At 40.5% G+C, this 18,277-nt stretch carries 12 protein-coding genes; 3 read left to right on the top strand and 9 right to left on the bottom strand.

Features of this window, described 5'->3' with window-relative positions:
• Window positions 1–44: 44 nt before the first annotated feature.
• Window positions 45–1,220 carry a GGDEF domain-containing protein gene (locus tag N774_RS0100990; protein WP_024859440.1) on the bottom strand — a complete coding sequence of 392 codons (1,176 nt, stop codon included), beginning with the start codon at window positions 1,218–1,220 and terminating at the stop codon, window positions 45–47.
• Window positions 1,221–2,317: 1,097 nt separating this feature from the next.
• Here N774_RS0100990 and N774_RS0100980 point away from each other — a divergent pair.
• Window positions 2,318–5,113, top strand: a complete 2,796-nt coding sequence (locus N774_RS0100980) for a CotH kinase family protein (protein WP_024859439.1) — start codon at window positions 2,318–2,320, stop codon at window positions 5,111–5,113.
• A gap of 811 nt (window positions 5,114–5,924) precedes the next feature.
• Here the strand turns inward: N774_RS0100980 and N774_RS0100975 are convergent.
• Window positions 5,925–6,401: an aldo/keto reductase gene (locus tag N774_RS0100975; RefSeq protein WP_242836533.1), complete on the bottom strand. Its 477-nt coding sequence runs from the start codon at window positions 6,399–6,401 to the stop codon at window positions 5,925–5,927.
• Between N774_RS0100975 and nifH the strand changes: the two genes are divergently transcribed.
• Window positions 6,401–7,231 (top strand): nitrogenase iron protein, encoded by an 831-nt coding sequence (nifH, locus tag N774_RS0100970; protein ID WP_037280066.1) that lies wholly within the window; start codon window positions 6,401–6,403, stop codon window positions 7,229–7,231. The genes N774_RS0100975 and nifH overlap by 1 nt on opposite strands.
• 8 nt (window positions 7,232–7,239) lie before the next feature.
• A complete protein-coding gene (locus N774_RS0100965; RefSeq protein WP_024859436.1) occupies window positions 7,240–7,470 on the top strand; it encodes a DUF1858 domain-containing protein in 231 nt (76 codons plus the stop codon).
• Window positions 7,471–8,325: 855 nt separating this feature from the next.
• Here N774_RS0100965 and N774_RS16545 read toward each other — a convergent pair.
• From N774_RS16545 to N774_RS18620, 7 genes are all read right to left on the bottom strand, one after another.
• Window positions 8,326–9,480 carry a DUF6688 domain-containing protein gene (locus tag N774_RS16545; RefSeq protein WP_024859434.1) on the bottom strand — a complete coding sequence of 385 codons (1,155 nt, stop codon included), beginning with the start codon at window positions 9,478–9,480 and terminating at the stop codon, window positions 8,326–8,328.
• Window positions 9,481–9,738: 258 nt separating this feature from the next.
• The gene (locus tag N774_RS0100950; protein ID WP_024859433.1) at window positions 9,739–10,350 is read right to left on the bottom strand and encodes a class I SAM-dependent methyltransferase; all 612 of its coding nucleotides are present in this window, start codon (window positions 10,348–10,350) and stop codon (window positions 9,739–9,741) included.
• 277 nt (window positions 10,351–10,627) lie between these two features.
• A complete protein-coding gene (locus N774_RS0100945; RefSeq protein ID WP_024859432.1) occupies window positions 10,628–13,279 on the bottom strand; it encodes a DUF6055 domain-containing protein in 2,652 nt (883 codons plus the stop codon).
• 179 nt (window positions 13,280–13,458) lie between these two features.
• A complete protein-coding gene (locus tag N774_RS0100940; RefSeq protein ID WP_024859431.1) occupies window positions 13,459–13,644 on the bottom strand; it encodes a hypothetical protein in 186 nt (61 codons plus the stop codon).
• A gap of 99 nt (window positions 13,645–13,743) precedes the next feature.
• Complete coding sequence (locus tag N774_RS0100935; protein ID WP_347496227.1) at window positions 13,744–14,694, bottom strand: leucine-rich repeat protein; 951 nt, start codon at window positions 14,692–14,694, stop codon at window positions 13,744–13,746.
• A gap of 46 nt (window positions 14,695–14,740) precedes the next feature.
• Window positions 14,741–15,286, bottom strand: a complete 546-nt coding sequence (locus tag N774_RS0100930) for a prolyl-tRNA synthetase associated domain-containing protein (protein ID WP_024859429.1) — start codon at window positions 15,284–15,286, stop codon at window positions 14,741–14,743.
• Between the two features lie 25 nt (window positions 15,287–15,311).
• On the bottom strand, window positions 15,312–17,243 hold the full coding sequence (locus N774_RS18620; protein WP_080770394.1) for a glycoside hydrolase family 11 protein: 1,932 nt from the start codon (window positions 17,241–17,243) through the stop codon (window positions 15,312–15,314).
• Between the last annotated feature and the right edge of the window lie 1,034 nt (window positions 17,244–18,277).

The following is an 18,277-nucleotide window of genomic DNA, read 5'->3' as shown; positions in this document are numbered from 1 at the left end:
TACATATCCTCCATAATATAATGTCTTAAACGTCAATTTTTATATTATTTACAAATCGTACTTTTTCCATTACTCTTGCAGTACTCCTTGTCAAGATAAAGCTTGCTGTCGGCACGCTGCATACACTCAGAAAAAGTATCCTGTCCCCCAAGAAATTCATCAAATCCTATTCCAATTGACAATATATAGGGCTTGTTCTCATCTATACACTTTTGTATAATACATTCTCTGATTTCACTCAGTAGTTCCTTCATTTCGTCTTCTGTTACAGGATGTACGATCAACACAAATTCATCACCGCCGTAACGCCCGAGAAATGTAGGAAAACTGTGATTCTGAAGTGCCGATGTCAAAGAGCCGGCCACAATTATCAAAGCATTATCTCCTTCATCATGACCATATGTGTCATTGATCATTTTGAAATCATTTATATCCATCATTATGACAAAAGTTTTTCGGCCATCTATATTCAGATTTGAACTCTGTGAAACAAAACGTATAAGCTGGCCTCTGTTGTTCAGCCTTGTGAGAGGATCTATAGATATCTGAGCATCCATAGACTGAATATAATAAATAAGCATAAGTATCGTACAGCTGAAACAGAATACCGGAAGCTGGGGCATCAATATAATTTGCGCAAGTCCGGCCACAAGAACCATAATAGGAAAAAGACCTATGTACAAGTGGTTCTTCTTTTCTATCGGATTTTTCTCTCTTATGGCTTTCTTCATTGCATATATGATAGCAGCTATAATATAAATGTATGGAATACTAACAAGATATGCATCATAAAATTTTGTGTTTTTTAAGTTTTCGTCTAAAAGAAGATCAGGTGCAAATATATATGTTATAACAACACCTATAACTGAAACAATAAATGGTATAAGAATTAATATTTTCGTAGTTCGTTTGTTCCTTATCGGTAACTGTTCCACCGTCATTGCATACATTAACCATCTCGATGTGATTACTGTCATAATGAAAAAATTCATAAAATTAGTCGTCAAGACTGTAAATGTATTTACCGGAAATACTCCAGAATCCACGCCTGACCATATTGCATCTGATAAAAAATATAGCATAAACGCTATAAGCGCATGGTCATATTTCAGTTGTTTCTCCTGTTTATCAATGCTTAATCGGTCATGCGCAAGCATGATGCCAAATATTATGCAGCCTACAATATTAGATGTAACATAATAAATAAAATATTCTGACAAAATCCCACCTCCGATCTCTAATTTATTTTACCATTTGTAAATTGGCACTTCAATGTTATATGACAAAAGTTTACAAATCATATGAAAAAACCGGCAATTCATACAAGGCACTGATACCGTTTTTGTATGATTAGTCAACTAAACTTTTTATAATTTGCCTGACTTTATAAAAATACTTTTATGTATCAGAAACCTTAAATCTCAAAATATCGGGGTTAGTTATCTGATAAAGACGAGAGTAGTGTCTTGGATGCGATGCATCTGTATTTATTATCTTAAAGAACAGCAGCTCCCTCACGGGAGCTGCTTCTTTCGTATCGTTATAGGGGGCTTATTTTAACACTTATCAGTATACACCCGATATGTTTTATCGTATGAATTCCGTGCGGAATTTTGTGCGGAATAGGTCTGAAAAATGCCTATTCTACGTGAAAATTATTTCTGAGATTTGAAATAATTTTCAGTTCAAAGTAAAAAAGAAGAATGGCTGAATCCCGCTATTTTACGCGAAACAGCCATTCTCCTGACTCATTATTTTGAGCGGACAGAGAGGGATTCGAATATTTTTAAATGGCTATTTTCGCTATTTATAGCCTTTTATACTTTTCGTGTGGAATAAATGAGTGGAATAGAATTATTCTGAATGAAAACTATTTCTGGTATAGCTGTTCTTTTTCGATTATTGAAATATTGATATTTCCTGCATATTTTGCTTAAATACTATTATAAAAATGAAGACGCCTGTAATTACTGACTCCTTTTTTATTATATCAAAAAGCCCCGAAAAAGTCAATCTGTAAACCTTTTGCAAATCAAATCCCATTGCAATGTATCGCCATTTGCGCTTCACTTCTCATGTGGATATGCCTCAATAAGATTTTTTATGCATACGGATACTAAAACGAAGACTTCTTAGTATAAAGCATAATAAATAATATCTGTTTGCTTTATACGCCTTTTGTATATTTGCACATTATGTTTTTTATTCAGCACAAAATATACTATAAAGTCTCTTGACATACAGCGTAAAATACCATATAATTACGGTGTAATCGTGCACGAAATGTAATACATAATTTTTCAGGAGGTGGAAACCCATGAAGCATAATAAGCTGTTGTCCGGTCTGATAGCTCTCTTTCTGACGGCATCTGCCGTTCCGTATCAGGGAACTGCTGTTCATGACGGCACAAAATATGCTTCTCACAGAGGAGCAGACAAATTCACACTGACAGCTGCGGCGGCAGATAACTGTCAGATATTCCGTGAACAGGATCTGAAGAATTTTCAGAATTATTTGCTCGGAAAAAATACTGATGAAAACCTTGACGGAAAACAGTATGATCTTAATAATGATGGTGTATGGGATGTTTTTGACCTGTGTCAGATGAGAAAAAAGGTCGTATCCCATCAGCAGAGCGGTACATCGGAACTATATATCAACGAAGTATGCTCTACAAACAAAAAATCAATAAAGGCAGCTGATGGAACATCACCCGACTGGATCGAATTGTATAATGCGGGTGACAATGTCTGTGATCTCAGCGGAATCGGAGTTTCAGACGGTGACAAAAACCGTTACAAGTTCACATTTCCACAGGGAACGACGCTTGGCGTCGGTAAATATATCATCATTTTCTGTGATGATACCGACTCAGCAACAGGTGAGCTTCATGCTGCTTTTAAAATTAGCGCAGCAGGAGAAACCATATACCTGACTTCACCTGACGGTACGGAGCTTGACAAGCTTGAGCTCCCTGAGCTTGATACTGATGTTACCTTCGGAAGAACCCCCGACGGCTCTGACAGTCTGGCATTACTGAAGCCCACACCCGGATCTTCTAACAGCTTAGCTGAAGTGGTATACCGTGTTGAAAAGCCTGTATTCTCATCAGAAGGAGGCTTCTATGATTCTGCATTCGATCTTGCTATTTCAGGCAGCAGCGGCTCCACTGTGCTTTATACACTTGACGGTTCGGATCCGCGCACCTCGGGTTCAGCAAAAAAGTATCAGGGAAGTATCAGCATACGCAATAACACCAATGATACCAATCAGCTCGCTTCTATCCGTGATATTTCTCTCAGAGGCTATGAGCCTCCGAATTTCGCAGTGGATAAGGGCATGGTAGTTAGAGCGGTATGCAGGGACAGCAACGGACTTTACAGCGACGTAGCAACAAACAGTTACTTTGTCGGAAAAAACGCCTCATATTACAAGGATATGAAAGTGCTTTCAATCTCCACTGACAGCATTAATTTCTTTGATAAGGAAAAAGGTATATATATGATCGGTGATCAGTATTACCGCTGGAAGAACAGTGGCAGCTTTGATCCCAATCTTGATGTGGGAAGCAACGAAAATCCGACGAATTACAACTCGGAGGGCAAGGAATGGGAGCGCCCCTGCAATATACAAGTATTTGAACAGGGTAAGCTCAAGTTTACAGAAGATGTTGGAGTCCGCATAGCTGGAAACTGGTCTGCCGCATTCCCTCAAAAGAGCATGACGTTCTATGCACGCCGTGACTACGGTGCAAATAAAATACAGTATGATTTCTTCGAGGGCGGTGCCACAGATATTGACGGCGCAAAGATCAAGGAATATAAAAAGGTAACTATCCGAAATGGCGGAAATGCTTATGATAACTGCCGTTTCCGTGATGACCTGAACCAGTCCCTCGCAGAAGGACTATCACTCGGTAAACAGGCAAAGCAGGATTATATTGTCTTCCTTGATGGAGAATTCTGGGGTACCTATTCAATGCAGGAAAAGCTTGACGAGAACTATCTTGAATCACATTATCATGTGGATTCCGACCGTATAACTACTGTAAAGAATGGTTACGAGTATTCGGGACTTGATTCGGCATATCAGGATTTCAAGCAGTTCTGGAACTGGGCTATGTCCGCAAATATGTCAGATCCTTCAAATTATAAAAGGGTATGCGATACTCTGGATATTAACGGCTTGATTGACTTTATCGCTTTTGAAAACTATATCGCAAACTGGGACTGCATTATTAATAGCAATAACTGGATGATATGGCGTTCAGACGAGACCGATAGCTCAAATCCATATATGGATGGTAAATGGCGTTTCCTGCTATTTGATACGGAGTATTCTTCAGGCTATGACGGACAGTGCTCATTCCGCCGTGACTGCTTCAAGGATATGGACAAATCAGGAAAAATCACCAGTATTTCCTCACTATTCAACAAGCTGATGAACAATAACGAATTCAAGCAGCAGTTTTATAGCCGATACAAGGAGATAATGAATGATAACTTCGATAATTCTAAGGTATCAGCAAAGATAGACTCATATGCTGCCGCAACAAAAGATGCTGTTAATGATACTTTCCGCAGATTTGGCATATGTTCAAACTATGACAGTTGCATTAAAATGATCCGCAATTTCTACAAGAACAGAGCGAAATATGCAGAACACCATCTCAATCTCCTCTATGGAATAAATGATAACTGGCAGGACGATCCGAATATGATAGATCAGTTCGGCTGGAGCGTCTGGATGAATGATGGTGTCGGCTCTATCGAGTACAATGATGACGGAAGCATAACTGTCAATGTATCAAAGACAGGGCAGTATGCGCAGGTAAGCAGCAGCACAGTTTCACTTCAGGCAGGAAAGACCTACCGCATGACTTACAAGATCAGTACTTCACAGAACATAAACACTTATACGATGTTCCAGCAGGGCTACGGAGAGTATAAGAGCTATTCCTACCATGAGCATACGTTCACTCCTAACGTTCAGACTATCACTGACACAGTAACTATGACTCAGTCAGATGACAATGTCAAGTTCCTTATCGGACTGGATAAGGGAACCGGAATATATCGTATTTCTGATTTCTCACTTATTTGCATCAATTGATATGAAAAAACGGCACTTCTCTTTCTGAAGTGCCGTTTTTGATGCTATCATTATATTCACTTTTCAATGCAGATCGTTACAACTAACTTGAACTGGAACTCCAAGTAGTCATCATGGAAACAATATTTTTATTACTTACAAGAACAACAGCTCCCTCACGGGAGCTGTCTTCTTAATAACGTTATACCACCTTTATGTCGTGTGAATTTCGTGTGAATTCGTGTGAAAACCCCCTGTTATTTCTTCACACGAAACTGTAAAAATGCATTTAAAACTGTTTTATACAGGCAAGAGAAAAGCCTGTATTTCGGTGTTTTCCTCGAAATACAGGCTTCTTTAAAAGAGCGGACAGAGAGGGATTCGAATATTTTTAACGCACTGTTTTTTGCCTATTTATAGCCTTTTATAATTTTCGTGTGGAATAAATGAGTGGAATAGGAGTATTCTGAATGAAAACCATTTCTGATATAGCTATTTCTTTTCAATTATTGAAATATTGATAGTCCCTACATATATTGCTTAAATACTATAATAAATATTAAGGAACTAGCGGTAATTGACTCTCCTTCCCTTTCAATAAAGTGTCGCTTTTATTTGTAATATGCCATAAGTATAAAAATCGAATTATATGACATACTCTATCTTGTCAGACACAAACTGCTTTAATGAATTCTGCTTAAAGTACGGTAGAATACACTCAAATGCCTCCGTCACATACGGTTCAAGGTCATACATTTCAAAGTGGCTAACTTCAGGAACGACAAACATTTCTTCATATGTTGTACATTATTGTTTCTGCATATCTGACAGATCACGCCTTCAAACTGTTCAGCATTTTTACAAATCCCGGATCATCGTGATTTACTATCTCGCTGTGACCAAGGTCAAACTCTGCGATCTTCTGCATATCCTCATCGGTAAGTGTGAAGTCCCAGATGTCGATATTCTGCTCCATACGCTCTACATGAACAGACTTCGGCAAAATGGATACACCACGCTGTGTGTTCCATTTCAGTGCGATCTGAGCAGCGGTCTTGCCGTACTTACTGCCAATTTCCGAGAGAACAGGGTGAGAGAAGATGCCGTGCTTACCCTCGGCAAGCGGTCCCCACGCCTGCGGTGCAACGCCGTATTCCTTCATTGTCGCAAGGGCATTTTCCTGCTGGAAGAACGGGTGAAGCTCTACCTGATTTACCGCAGGAATGATATCCACATTCTCGCAGAGATTTGCAAGGATAGCAGGATAGAAATTGGAAACGCCGATTGCTTTGACGATTCCCCCTTGCAATATACGGAAAAGGCGGTATTGGTAAATCAACTACCACTCAGAATCTCACAGCAGGACTTGTTGAACGAGGTAACAAGGTAATGGTTGTTGGCTGTGATCCGAAAGCTGACTCAACAAGACTTCTTCTCGGCGGACTTGCACAGAGAACGGTTCTTGATACTCTCCGTGAAAGTGGCGAGGATATAGAGCTTGAAGACATACTCAAGGAAGGCTACGGTGGCACACGTTGCGTTGAATCAGGCGGTCCCGAACCAGGCGTAGGCTGCGCAGGACGCGGTATCATAACATCTATCGGACTTCTTGAACGTCTCGGAGCTTATACCGGCGACCTCGACTATGTATTCTATGACGTTCTCGGCGACGTTGTATGCGGAGGTTTCGCAATGCCTATCCGTGAGGGAAAAGCAAAGGAAATTTACATCGTCGCAAGCGGCGAAATGATGGCTCTTTACGCGGCAAATAATATCTCAAAGGGTATTGCAAGGTATGCAAAGCAGGGCGGTGTTCGTCTCGGCGGTATAATCTGCAACAGCCGTAATGTTGACCGTGAGCGTGAACTTGTAGCGGCTTTTGCAAAGGAACTCGGTACACAACTGATACACTTTGTTCCTCGTGACAACGAGGTACAGAGAGCAGAGATTCACAAAAAAACAGTTATCGACCACAAGCCTGATGCAAAACAGGCTGACGAATATCGCGAGCTTGCAAAAAAGATAGAGGAGAACACACAGTTTGTTATACCGAAGCCCCTCTCTCAGGAGCGACTTGAAGAAATACTCTTTGAATACGGACTTTTTGATTCTATCAAGGAAAGTAATTATCACATCTGAGGTGTTCCATGAAAATAGATATCGACAAAGTTGAAACGGTAACTCCTAATACACTTATAGGCGATCTTGTGCTCTTTCACCCAGAGACTGCCGAACTGCTTTTCAGTATAGGTCTACACTGTCTGGGATGTCCCTCGTCGGGAGTTGAGACTATAAGCGACGCAGCGACTGTTCACGGGCTTGATGCAGAAAACCTCGTTGCACAGCTTAATACTATAATCAAATCTGACAGCATATAGCCTGTTTTTATGGCTTCCGATCAATCATTCGGATTGGACAAACCATAAAATACAGGTTATAATATATACATACCACACAGGAAAGGAGCTGTACAAATGGTAACAAGTAAGAAATCCATTCAGCACATTTTCCGCTCAGTGCTCATTTGTACAGAGCGGATGTGGAAAGCAGGACGATGTTGAACTGAACGTTCTTAAATGACCTTCCGTAATAATATGTGCCATAAGAAATATAAAAAGGTTTTGGTTATGATGATAAAAAGTTCCATTAGCTTGCTGAGAAAGCTGTTTAAAAATGATATGTATTTCATTAGTACAGAAACAGGGAATGTGGTGTTTCATCCCCAAACAGTTTCTATAGATGACGTCATAACTGATACTGAAGAAGGATAAAAAATCCGCCCGAGCTTTAATTAGGTTCGGGCGGATTTAGCTGCAATATTGAAAATGATATGCAGGTCGATTTTTCCTACACTTTTCCCACGGTACTGAGAATTTTACTCCAAAGGCGTTCATCGAGTCAGAATTTAAAATCCCCGTAAAATCGAAGTAAAATTATACTTTATCGACATGAGCAAAACCGTGGAATATCCGTACTGATAGGCTTGTGGATCAGAAGACCGTGAGTTCGAATCTCTTTTTCCACACTCATGAAACAGGCACTTCCGAGAAATCAGAAGTGCTTTTTTAGTTATCCCCACTAACTTTCCATACCACCTGGTCAAGTTAAAAATGATATAATAAGGGAAATACAAAAAAGGGATTTCTGTTTCCGGACTAAAGTAATCTTTGGCATACTTCCTCTTTCAGCCACTTATATACGAATACGTCCCCGCAACTGCGGGGACATTCAGTTTACTTTTTATAGTAGTCCGAATACTGAACGACAATACGGTTTTCGGGGTGAGTGTCAAATGTGTACAGGAATAATATGAACAGCCATTCAAGGGGCTTCATTACAAAATAAACTACATCAGCACGGGTGCGGGTAGTTATGTATTTTGAGACAGGATAACCGTGCTTATCGTAGAAGCCGCGGACAATCCTGTGGAAGCGGGGCATTCTTTCCATTATAAGATCCTCAAAGGCATTGGAAACAAGCAGCTGACGATTGACAACTATAGTCTCACCTCGGCGTTTTCCGTAACGTACAGGCTTGACTATTTTTTCATGTCCCCCTGCGGCAACAGTGCAGAGATAATGCCCTTTATAGTCGATAGGAGGAGGCGGTATCTGCTTAGAAAACGTCCAATCTGCCGTCATGGTAAATGCCTTTATTACACCGTCAGGTCCCTGTCCGAGAATAACATATAATATTATTAAAATAAGTACGGCAGGAAGTATCATAAGGAAGTGAAAAGCAGTAAGAGTAGCTGCGCTTGTCAGTTTTGCTTCAAGCTTCTCAGCTATTTTAAAGCGGTATACCGTATCATGGTTCTCCTTGTATTCAAGGTATGCCATGATATATCTCCTTGTAAGTTTTGCTGTTACTATTATTAAATTGACAAGATAAAATGCGAGAGGAATTATAAATACAGAGTAATTGATCGAAAATTGGATTATAACGAAGCTAAACAATATCTCTCCGAGAGCAGTAAATCCAAAGCATAGAGCCTGAGGTAAGGGTGAGATCTTTTCTGCGTTAAAAGAAGCGATGACTGTCAGTGAAACAAGTGCAATAAACAGCGTTATTTTTACTGTAATCCCGTATTCGCTGTGCAGCACGTTATGAAAATATCCCACATATGCAGGTTCATCGTAATCAATTGAGATAGTTCTGAAGCCTATTAGAAATAAATCAGTCCATAAATAGGAAAAAAGTGCGCCCAGAAGAATAACTGCCATATCATTTTTCCTTTCAGAAACCTTATGATATTTGTGAGCAGATCTCTCCTCAAAGGTCATATGAGGATACTTGAATGCAAAATAGCAGTTCCTTATGCAAATGATCATCGGGAAAAACAAAAATATTCCAAAGAAGAAAATATAAAATAACAGGCTCTGAAGCATAACAAACGACCTCCTTTATCTTGCTTACATTATATCATGCAATATATTATTTGTCAATATTAATTTATCGATTTTCGATATTTTATTTCTGTATTTAAAAACGAGCATATTTTGTAAAAATAGTCACAGGATCTATTTGATCCTGTGACTATTTAACTTTTTCTAAGCTGAAAAACATTACGCAACTGCGTGGGGGACTGTTTTACTCTTCGTTGCTGCTATCAAAAATGGCGGTAAATCATCTGATGATGTATTCCGTCATTCCTTCACGATTACAGCTATAGCACAGGGCATTCTTCCGTTCACAACGTGGTATTTCACATTTTTATATCCCATATCTGAAAAAAATTTCTTGTAGCAATCCATATCAAACTGCTTTTTGAAATCAGCTCCCAGCATTTCAATAATCCTGACTGCCAGCTTTCCTGATTTTCTTGTCATATTGATGTATGTTGGGATAATGATCTTACCGCCCTGCTTTACTACCCGTTCAAGCTCGTGTAAAGCCTTTTCAGGTTCATCAAGCAGGTGTATGACATTTCCTGCAATTACCTTATCAAAGCTTTCATCTTTGTATTTCAAATTCGTTATGTCAGCTCTTCTGAAAGTAACATTTTGATACATATGGCACTTTTTTTCAGCTTGCTTTAACATTCCGACAGCGTAATCGGTTGCAATAAGATTTCGACATTTTTGCGCTATATAAATGCTAATAGCACCTGTTCCGCAGGCACATTCCAGTACATTATCTGAAGGCTCTATCATTTCAGCGACCTTTGCTCCTGTTCCCGTAAAAACTTTTCTGTTGTAAATAGTTTCAAACAGGTCATAGATTGGTGAGATCTTGTCCCAGAATACCTTTTTGCTCATGGCAACAACCTCCTGTAAAATTCATTCCGCAAAATGAACATATGAACATCTATTCATATTTTATCATTTATTCTGTAATTTGTCAATAGGCATTTTATATCAATTTCTCCGGCGCTCAAAAAAAGAAAAGATAGTACAGATTCAATGTATTAACAGGTATTTTCCTATACCTCGCTTTATAACGTGACTAATCCCCTGTCGACACCTGATAAAAATGCGCTCTCACTATGGAGAGCGCATCTTTATATTCATTACTTTTAAGTAATCAGTTTTTCCGTCACTGAAACAACAAAAGCTTTCTCATCATAACCATGTCAAACATGTCTGTTATGCCGTCCTCGCACAGGTCTCCTGCCTGCCAGTCTTCAAGCTGAGCTCCCGGCTTTGCCAGAAGCCAGTTCTGCATCACAACAAGGTCTGCAACGTTAAACTGCTTGTCAGCATTGACATCGCCGCGTATACCTTCCTCTTCGGGCTCTTCCCTGCCGCTGTAGCTTACAGCAGGCTCATCGGCAGCACTGCTGCTTAACTGAATATAGTCCACAGCGCCTTTGAAGCTCTTTCCGATAACTGCGCGGTCATCGGCAGAAGCACTCATAACCGACTGCATATCCAGGGTAAGCGTGCTGCTTGCCGCCTCCCTGTCGTTTATCAGCAGGCTGCCTTTGCCGTTGATGATACGGACAGTGATCTTGCTCCACTCTCCCTTTGAAAGAGGAGCAGAAGCCGTTAGTTTTTCGGTGATTTTTCCGTCTGTGAGAATAAGCTCCGCAGTTCCTTTTTCATTGCACGGAGTAAGTGAAACGCATGCTTTATCATCACCAAAGTGAAGTATCTCCTGACCATTGCCTCCGCCCTTCCAGAGAACTCCTATACTCAGCTGAATATCTCTGGTCTGAAGCAGTGACGTATCAAAAAGCAGACAGTCCTCACTGCCGCTGAAGTTAATAACACCCTTGGCTGAGGTACGCTCCGAAGCCCACTCTGCACCAAGCTGACGGGCATATGTGGCGGTATATTCATCCTTTGCCCAGTACTGAGAAGCTTCTCCGAAGTCATAGCCTGCGATGTAGTTCTTAGGCGCTGAATGCTGACCGGAGTCGTCAAGCCAGCCGAAGTTCACACCGCCGCTGACCGCCTTATCGTTGCTGTAGTCGCCGTCGAGAATCGCACTTCCCGTATATGCCGAGCTGCCGTAAAGATAAGCCATTCCCTTTGCTGCTGCATTATCGGACAGCTTTACCGCATCGGCAATATATGCCTTTTGCAGTACCTTTGCATTATCCGAAACGGAGCATGTGCCTGTAACAACGGCACTGCCGCTTACTGCAGCATTTCCGCTTATGCTGATACTTCCCTGTTTCCAGCCGTTATCGTAGTACCAGCCACCTCCGTCAACTACCGCATGACCGCTGATAACTGCGTTATCCTGTGCAGTTACGCTGTTTGCCACAACTGCATGATCCTCAACGCGGACGTTTCCGGAGAGCTTTGCATTTCCAAGCACCATAGCGTCAGATCCAACATATACCGAATCAGCCACCTTTGCACTGTCAGCTACCCAGCCGCCGCCGTTAGAATGAATATGTCCCTTGCCCTTGTAATAGCCGCCGCTTTGACGGACATCGGCGCCGCCGAGCTTCACCTCATATGGATAGCGCCTGCGCTCAGTGCCATCTCTGTACGGCGAGTCCTTTTCCTTGTGGAAGGCATTTACTCTCACCAATTTTGCGGGCATAGCAGTAACTGTAAGGTACGCAGATACAGCCCCCTTTGCAGATACGCTCGCCTTTTGTCCGCTTTCAAAAAGCTCTGAATAGCTCTCCTTTCCATTTGCGTCAACGGTAACGATACAAGCCTTCCAGCCTGCATTGCTGTCATTTGAGATACCGCGGAGTTCTGCTGAAACAGTATCACCTGTGATATTCAGCGGTATAATATTGATACCGCCCTGCATGGGAGCTTCCTCCTGAGGCACCTGAAGCCAGCCACTGCCGTAGTCCTGCAAAACGGTGTAGTACAGATTCCAGAAAAATGGAGACTCTGCCAGCTTCTTGTGAAATTCCGCATTGTAAGCCTCTTTTGCGCCGAAATCAAAGGTCGCCATTCGCTTTGCATAGTTTCCGAAGATAGTCTGAGCATCTGAACCGAAAAGCCTCGTGATAGTATCGAATGGGTATTCATCGGGCTTTGCTTCGGAGATGATACGCTTTACAGCCTTTACTCCGAGCCCATCAATATTATCGGGATTGTAGGAGAGGTAAACCAGAAACGGCCATACTTCATAGTAGTTCCTGCCATGGGGAATGGTGAGGCTGAGATTGCGGAGATATGGCTCGAACCAGCAGGTCCTGACATCACCGCTGTAATAATCGCTCCCTATGTACATCTCACGGAACCAGTTGGCAAGAGACTCCCACCACGCTCCGGTTATCTCCTGATCAACCCATGCCTTCTGCTGCATAGTCACAACATGACCAAATTCATGGGCGATGGTAAGCTCGTCCAGCATTGCGTCAGGACTGATTATCTCAATGCCGTATCCGTCCTCTGAGCTCATAAACGCCCAGCCCTCAGGATATTTGTCCAGCCCCGTATTTGTCAGATAGACGTTGGTCTTATACTTCTGAGAGCTCTTTCCATAGATGTCAACGTTCATATTCTCCATGCCCAGATACTCGCCGTAGCATTTCCACAGCTGCTCATAGTTGGCGAGATTGCGCTTAAGAAAAGCCTCGTTGACCTGCCCGGTGATGTCATTGTTGCCGTAGAAGATGACAAAATGCTCCGACTCAGCATAATTGGCTGTCTGGCAATAGCCCCACTTGTCGAGTATCTTGTACTCCTCCGCAGCAGCAGTGTGCGGTACACAGCTCAGCATTGAGGCTTCCACAGCCACTGACACCAGTAAAGATGTGAGCTTTTTCATTGTATCCCTCCTTGATATGATTTTCCGTTCAACGTTTTCTTCATTATGCCATATAAGCGAAGCGTATATGGTTTAATCGCCCGATTGCAGAGAGCAAATCTCTGATTTGCATTCATTATATCTTATAAAGTCATTATACCATATAATCCTGAAAATATCAAACCGACAATGAACTATGTTTAAGTTGATTCGCCATGGCCAGCATCCAAAATTACGATTGGTACTACCTTTTCGGCATCTGTAACAGATACCGAAATTGCACCGTTTTCTGCTCTTTCAGCAATACGTGAAGCTCCGTACAGTGTGAACAGCGCACAGCCGCACAGAAGTGCTCCGCTGACTATCTTTTTATGTGTCTTTCTCATATCTTATTCTCCTTTTGCGATATTTAGTCAGTGAATTATATGAGAAAAACTCATTATATATGCAAAATCTCCGGCCATGTGGCCGGAGATTTATAAATATCAACCTAAAACTTTGAGTTTACCTAAGAGATAAAGCTGTATACGTTGTGCATCATTTACCGTCAAACCATTTCCATCTGTATCTGCATATTTAAATCCTTCTGAAGTTATATGACTTGGATCGGTTCCATTTACTCCGTACTTATTCGGATTTGCAAGTGCCTGCATTATAAGTACAGCATCAGACATATCTATTTCACCATCTCCATTAGCATCACCATATATGTGTTCTTCAACAGCAGGGATTACTCTCTTTGCATTGTAAAGAGGTTCATTTTCTGTTTCTAATGCATGTTCAGTAATACCTTTCCATATTTCGTCAGGTCCACCATAATATACATTCTTCAAAGCTATCATATCATGAGTTGCATGCTGCCCCACAGAAATCAATTCAGATGGAAGTTCAAGATCTGTTACATTTCGGAAGTCATTAAAAGCATTCTCAGGAATTGTATCTCCACTAAGCACAGTAACCTTTGTTAGCCCATCAGGAATAGAACGAGCACCATAATCAAAAACATCTCCGATTATATCTTCATATACAAATGTAAATGAAGGCACTATCAATTCTTCCATAGATTTTGCACCATATAGCCATCCTGATGTTCTGCTTTCTTTATCGATATTGGCATGTATTTCTGCTTTTTTTATATTCGGGCAATATGCAAATGCCCCACTTCCTATATATGTGACTGTATCAGGAATATATAAACTTGTTATTGAATCACACCACATAAAAGCACTTCTTCCGATGCTTTTCACTTTACTTCCCAAGACTAAATCACCAATTTCAAGCTTATCACATCCTGTAAATGCACTATCACCTATATATGTGACATTTTTAAAAAGATCAGAAAACGAATAATCTTCGCCATCAACGCATTTAATCTCACATAGTTTTTTCAGGCCATTGAACGCATCATTTCCAATTTTTTCTATGTTTGAAGGAATAATCAGAGTTAGCTTAATGACATTACCCGAGTGGAGGCTTTAACTATCATTCTGTCGGCAAATCTATAAAAGTAGGCTCATGCTTAGCTTCGCGGACGTATCTCATCATATCATCACGGAGCAGGCGGACTGTTGAAGTGTTGATGCCTGGGTGTCCGCAGATGTATTCGTCCTTCATCAGGTCATTATCTATTACAAGCTGAATGTTGTTGTCTGTATCAAATATAAGCTCCAACGCTGATACAGAGCCAGGGATAGTATGGAGATACTCCTGCATCTTGTCCGCTTCTGCAAATGATAGGCGAGCGCAGTTCAGCTGCGATGTCAGGAACTTGGTCTTGAATGGCTTATCACCTGGCATAAGGAGCATATAGAAGCTTGTCTTCTGACGGTTACAAAGAAACAGATTCTTACATATCTGAGCTCCAAGTACCTTCTCAATAGCCAGACAATCTTCCATAGTATCAGCGTGGTCGTGGTCAGCACGCTTATAATCCATACTCAGAGCGTCAAGCTTATCGTATATAGCTATTTCAACTTCAGAGCGCCGCTCGGTAGGTCTGCCTGCATAAAGTGTATTATCAATATTCATTTATTTATGCTCACTCCATTATATATCATTCACTTGTGACTACCTCTCCGGTCCATTCTATTATGCCGCCGAATTCGTAGATATGCGTATATCCCATATCAGCCAGCTTCTGCGAAGCCTGTTTACTTCGATTGCCGCTTCGGCAGTATATCAGAATCACTTGATTGAAGTCAGGTAATTTCTCAGGCTGTTCCGTACCTATAGATTCGTTCGGTATCAGTATTGCACCGGGGATATGACCGCTGTCGTACTCGTCCTGCCGCCGCACATCGACTATAACAAGCTTGTCATCTGCCGCCATCATTTCCTTTGCTTTTTCCTGCGTTATATGATTATAGCCTGCTTCGGTTTGTGATGTATTGACCTGACTTTTATTATCAGTGGTAGTTAAAGTGGTAGTAATAGTTGATGACGCAGCAGTCAGAACAGCCGTAGTTGTCGTGACTGCAGTTGTTTCATTATCGGAAAGCTTTTCAACACCCAGAATAAATCTTTGCAGACATACAAGATCGGCTACATTGACCATTCCGTCACTGTTTACATCGGCTCTGTAAAGATATGAGCCTTTGCCTGCCAATAGATCAAGGATAATTCTTCTGAGAGGTATAATATCGAAAACGTCGACGATACCGTCCTTATTTATATCGCCTTTTTCATATTCCGAATCACTTCCCTCTTCTATCAGCTTATTCATATAGGATCGAACCCCTGCATTGGCTACATAAGCATTATCAAAGTAAAAATCTGTATCGCTTTCCTTTGTTTCAATGCGTATAGTTGTCTTATATGCATTCTCGGGAATGGTATATGATACGGCCGAAAGATCTGCCCATTCGCCTTTGCGTGCTGAAACAACAGCAGCTTCATCAAAGTGATCTGCGCCTTCCTCATCTTCATACATGACTGTCAGGACAAAATCTACTGATTCTTCCGTGTCCTGCATTACCGCTGCACCAAAACCGATTTTGTCCCCTGATGAAAAATTGCTTGAAATAGGAAGATCAACTCCGTCCCATTCTTCAACTCTATCAGATACAAGCAGGCAATTGTCACCTTTAATGCCGCTATAACCGTTTTCGGCTACAGACAGATCGCATTCATGATAAGATGACCAGTCAATAATCTTATCCGAATCAAAATTATATATATGATAATATCCATTGGAGTCCATAAAATTTAATCGAGGATTCTTAACATATGGACCATATCTGAGTATCTGTGCGTGTCCCGAACCCATAGGAGACGTATATATCCTCTTTACGTTTGCAGAGCCGCTGGATCTATAATTCCCGATATACAGAAGATTTCCATAAAGCTTTCCTGACATATCAACTCCCAGTTGGCTGAATGCTTCAAAGTGTTCGTAAATATCAACATCGCCTTTAATATAGTTTCTCTGATTATTTTTGGCACAGTTCTCGGTACATACGCTCCAGTATCTTGGATATGACAAGGTACCGTCAAAGCTTCCCATATTATACACGTTCTGTTTATACAGATCGTAAGTCTTGTTATCGACGTAATATGATCCACACTCTTCAATGTCCTGCGGCAGAGACCAGTTTCCATAGCCTTCTACGATAATATATTCTAAAAAAGGATTGTTTGTCCAGCCGCGTACTCCAATGAAAGAATTACCTTTGGGAAAAAATTCTGCTTCATAACCCAGTGATCGTTCATCTGTCAGAAGATACTTGTAATTCTGTTTTCTATCATAGTATTTTCCCATACTGAATGTACAGCTTTCAACATTTTCCCATGAACAAGTAAATGCTCCCTCATCAGGTTCAAACGTGATCTTTCCTTGATAGTTCTGATTCCACATCTCATAATCAAAGGAACCTATGCAGCCTTTTTCCAGCTGATCAACAGCTGAGGCTGAAAACGGAACGCAAAAAGATAATATCACAGCGGAAACAGTCAGACCTAATGCCCTTTTAATTGTATTACCAATCATTTATATCACTCCCTCAGAAATAATCATTTCACCAGAATTCTATATCTATTCTTTTATTATACACATATCTCGCTAAAAAGCAAGCCGTTTTTTGTTGAGTAATATATAAATATGCTAACTTTACAATACAAATCCTCATACCTAATTTCTATGCTCATAGATCAAAACAGGCCAAAGAAACCAGCTCCGAATGGAGCTGGTTTCTTGTTGTAACGTTATAATGCCTTTAAGCTTGTTAAGGTATTCCTTGATGATAAATAAAGTATTATAGACACTTAATAGTATACACCCAATATTTTATTCTTGTGAATTCCGTGCGGAATTCTGTGCGGAATAGGTCTGAAAAATGCCTATTCTACGTGAAAATTATTTCTCTAACAGGAAAAATCTTTCAAGTCAGAACATAAAAGAAAAATGACTGAATCCCGCTATTTTACGCGATACAGCCATTTTCCTAACTCATAATTTGAGCGGACAGAGAGGGATTCGAATATTATTAAATAGCTATTTTGGCCTATTTATAGACTTTTATAATTTTCGTGTGGAATACTTGTGTGGAATAGAATTATTCTTATTGAAAGTTATTTCCTCTATAGTTATTTTCTTTCAATTATTGAATTATTAATTGTCTCCTCATATCTTACTTTAATACCATGATTAATTTTGAATTCCAACTATTACTTGCTCCTCTTCCCTTTCAATAGCATATTTTTTTCATTGCATTGCTTCAAAACTTCTAATGCAATGTATTTGAAACAGATGTTATATGTGTCAATAGGCCAAAGTCTTATGGCACATTCAAAAAGCGTTTCAAATTCATGTTTTTTTATCATTTGAAACGTTGCCAATAAAGGGGACTCCTTAATTATACTTTTGCTCGTAATATCTGTGGAGATGGTTGAAGGTGTTTGGAGAAGTCCAATTGTATTATTGATAATGATGTTGAAATTGAATTCAAATAGAAGAATAGTATTGCACCAGTCAAAAACTCATTCCATACAAGTATTCCATACGAAAAAACAAAAGGCTATATA

Origin of the sequence: Ruminococcus flavefaciens AE3010, assembly GCF_000526795.1 — a bacterium.
GTDB classification, from domain to species: domain Bacteria; phylum Bacillota; class Clostridia; order Oscillospirales; family Ruminococcaceae; genus Ruminococcus; species Ruminococcus flavefaciens_D.
This window is presented reverse-complemented; position numbering and strand designations above follow the sequence as displayed.